We start from the raw sequence: 1,770 nt of genomic DNA on the forward strand, positions 1-1,770 counted from the left end.
GTTCACGCCCGCGAGCCACGACCGCGCGGGATCGGACTCGTCGCGGCGGAGCGCCGGCAGCGCGTCCCACGGCGGGACGCGGTCGACCACGTCGGCCACTGGATCGACGGGGCCCCCTCGGCCTCCTCGTCCGGCCGCACTGCTCCCGTGTACGACCCGGCGCTGGGAGTCGCGACCAAGGAGGTCGCGCTCGCCGACTCCGCCGAGGTGGACGCCGCCGTCGCCTCCGCGAAGGCCGCCTTCCCCGCCTGGCGCGACACGTCGCTCGCGAAGCGGCAGCAGATCGTCTTCCGCTTCCGCGAGCTGCTCGAGTCGAAGAAGCAGGAGCTCGCCGAGCTGATCACGTCGGAGCACGGCAAGGTCGTCTCGGACGCGCTCGGCGAGATCACGCGCGGCCAGGAGGTCGTCGAGTTCGCGACCGGGCTCGCGCACCACCTCAAGGGCGAGTACTCCGAGCAGGTCTCGACCGGCGTCGACGTCTACTCGACCAAGCAGCCGCTGGGGGTCGTGGGCATCATCAGCCCCTTCAACTTCCCCGCGATGGTGCCGATGTGGTTCTTCCCCATCGCCATCGCCGCCGGCAACACCGTCGTGGTGAAGCCCTCCGAGAAGGACCCGTCCCCGGCGATCTGGCTCGGCGCCCTCTGGAAGGAGGCAGGCCTTCCCGACGGCGTCTTCACGGTGCTCAACGGCGACAAGCAGGCCGTCGACGGGCTGCTCGAGCACCCCGACGTGCGCTCGATCTCCTTCGTCGGCTCCACGCCGATCGCGCAGTACGTCTACGAGACCGGCACCAGGCACGGCAAGCGGGTGCAGGCGCTGGGAGGCGCGAAGAACCACATGCTCGTCCTCCCCGACGCGGATCTCGACCTCGTCGCCGACTCCGCGATCAACGCGGGCTTCGGCTCGGCGGGCGAGCGGTGCATGGCGATCTCGGTCGTCGTCGCGGTCGAGCCCGTCGCCGACGAGCTGATCGCGAAGATCCAGGAGCGCGCCGCGACCCTGCGCACCGGCGACGGGCGCCGCGGCTGCGACATGGGCCCGCTGATCACCGAGGCGCACCGCGACAAGGTCGCCTCCTACATCGCGATCGCGGAGGAGGACGGCGCGGAGGTCGTCATCGACGGCCGCGGCATCGAGGTCGACGGGGACGCGAACGGGTTCTGGCTCGGCCCGACCCTGCTCGACAAGGTCCCCACGACCTCCCGCGCGTACACGGAGGAGATCTTCGGACCGGTGCTCTCCATCGTCCGCGTCGCCTCCTACGAGGAGGGCGTCGCGCTGATCAACAACGGCGCCTTCGGCAACGGCACCGCCATCTTCACCAACGACGGAGGAGCGGCCCGCCGCTTCCAGAACGAGGTCGAGGTCGGGATGATCGGCATCAACGTCCCCATCCCCGTCCCCGTCGCCACGTTCTCGTTCGGCGGCTGGAAGGCGTCCCTGTTCGGCGACACCAAGGCCCACGGCGCCGAGGGAGTCCGCTTCTTCACCCAGCAGAAGGCCATCACCAGCCGCTGGCTCGACCCCTCCCACGGCGGCATCAACCTGGGGTTCCCGCAGCATTCATAGGCTCTCTCCTCCTGACGTCGTCGATCGCCCGCGGTCGGCTGGGGAGGGTGGTTCCGTTCTCGAGAGCGTCGAACGTTCCGCGCACGACGATCCGCTGGAACGCGGATCGCCGGTTGCGCTATGCGCCGCTGAGCCTCTCTCCTCCTGGCGTCGTCGATCGGCCGCAGTCGGCTCGGGCAGGTGGCCCCGCCGGGAAGA

At 70.4% G+C, this 1,770-nt stretch carries 1 protein-coding gene; it reads left to right on the top strand.

All coding sequences use genetic code 11. From position 1 onward, the window contains the following. Positions 1–30: 30 nt before the first annotated feature. On the top strand, positions 31–1,572 hold the full coding sequence (locus C5C24_RS17395) for a CoA-acylating methylmalonate-semialdehyde dehydrogenase (RefSeq protein ID WP_104305564.1): 1,542 nt from the start codon (positions 31–33) through the stop codon (positions 1,570–1,572). Positions 1,573–1,770 lie beyond the last annotated feature (198 nt).

It is taken from the genome of Rathayibacter sp. AY2B3 (genome assembly GCF_002931755.1).
GTDB lineage: Bacteria > Actinomycetota > Actinomycetes > Actinomycetales > Microbacteriaceae > Rathayibacter.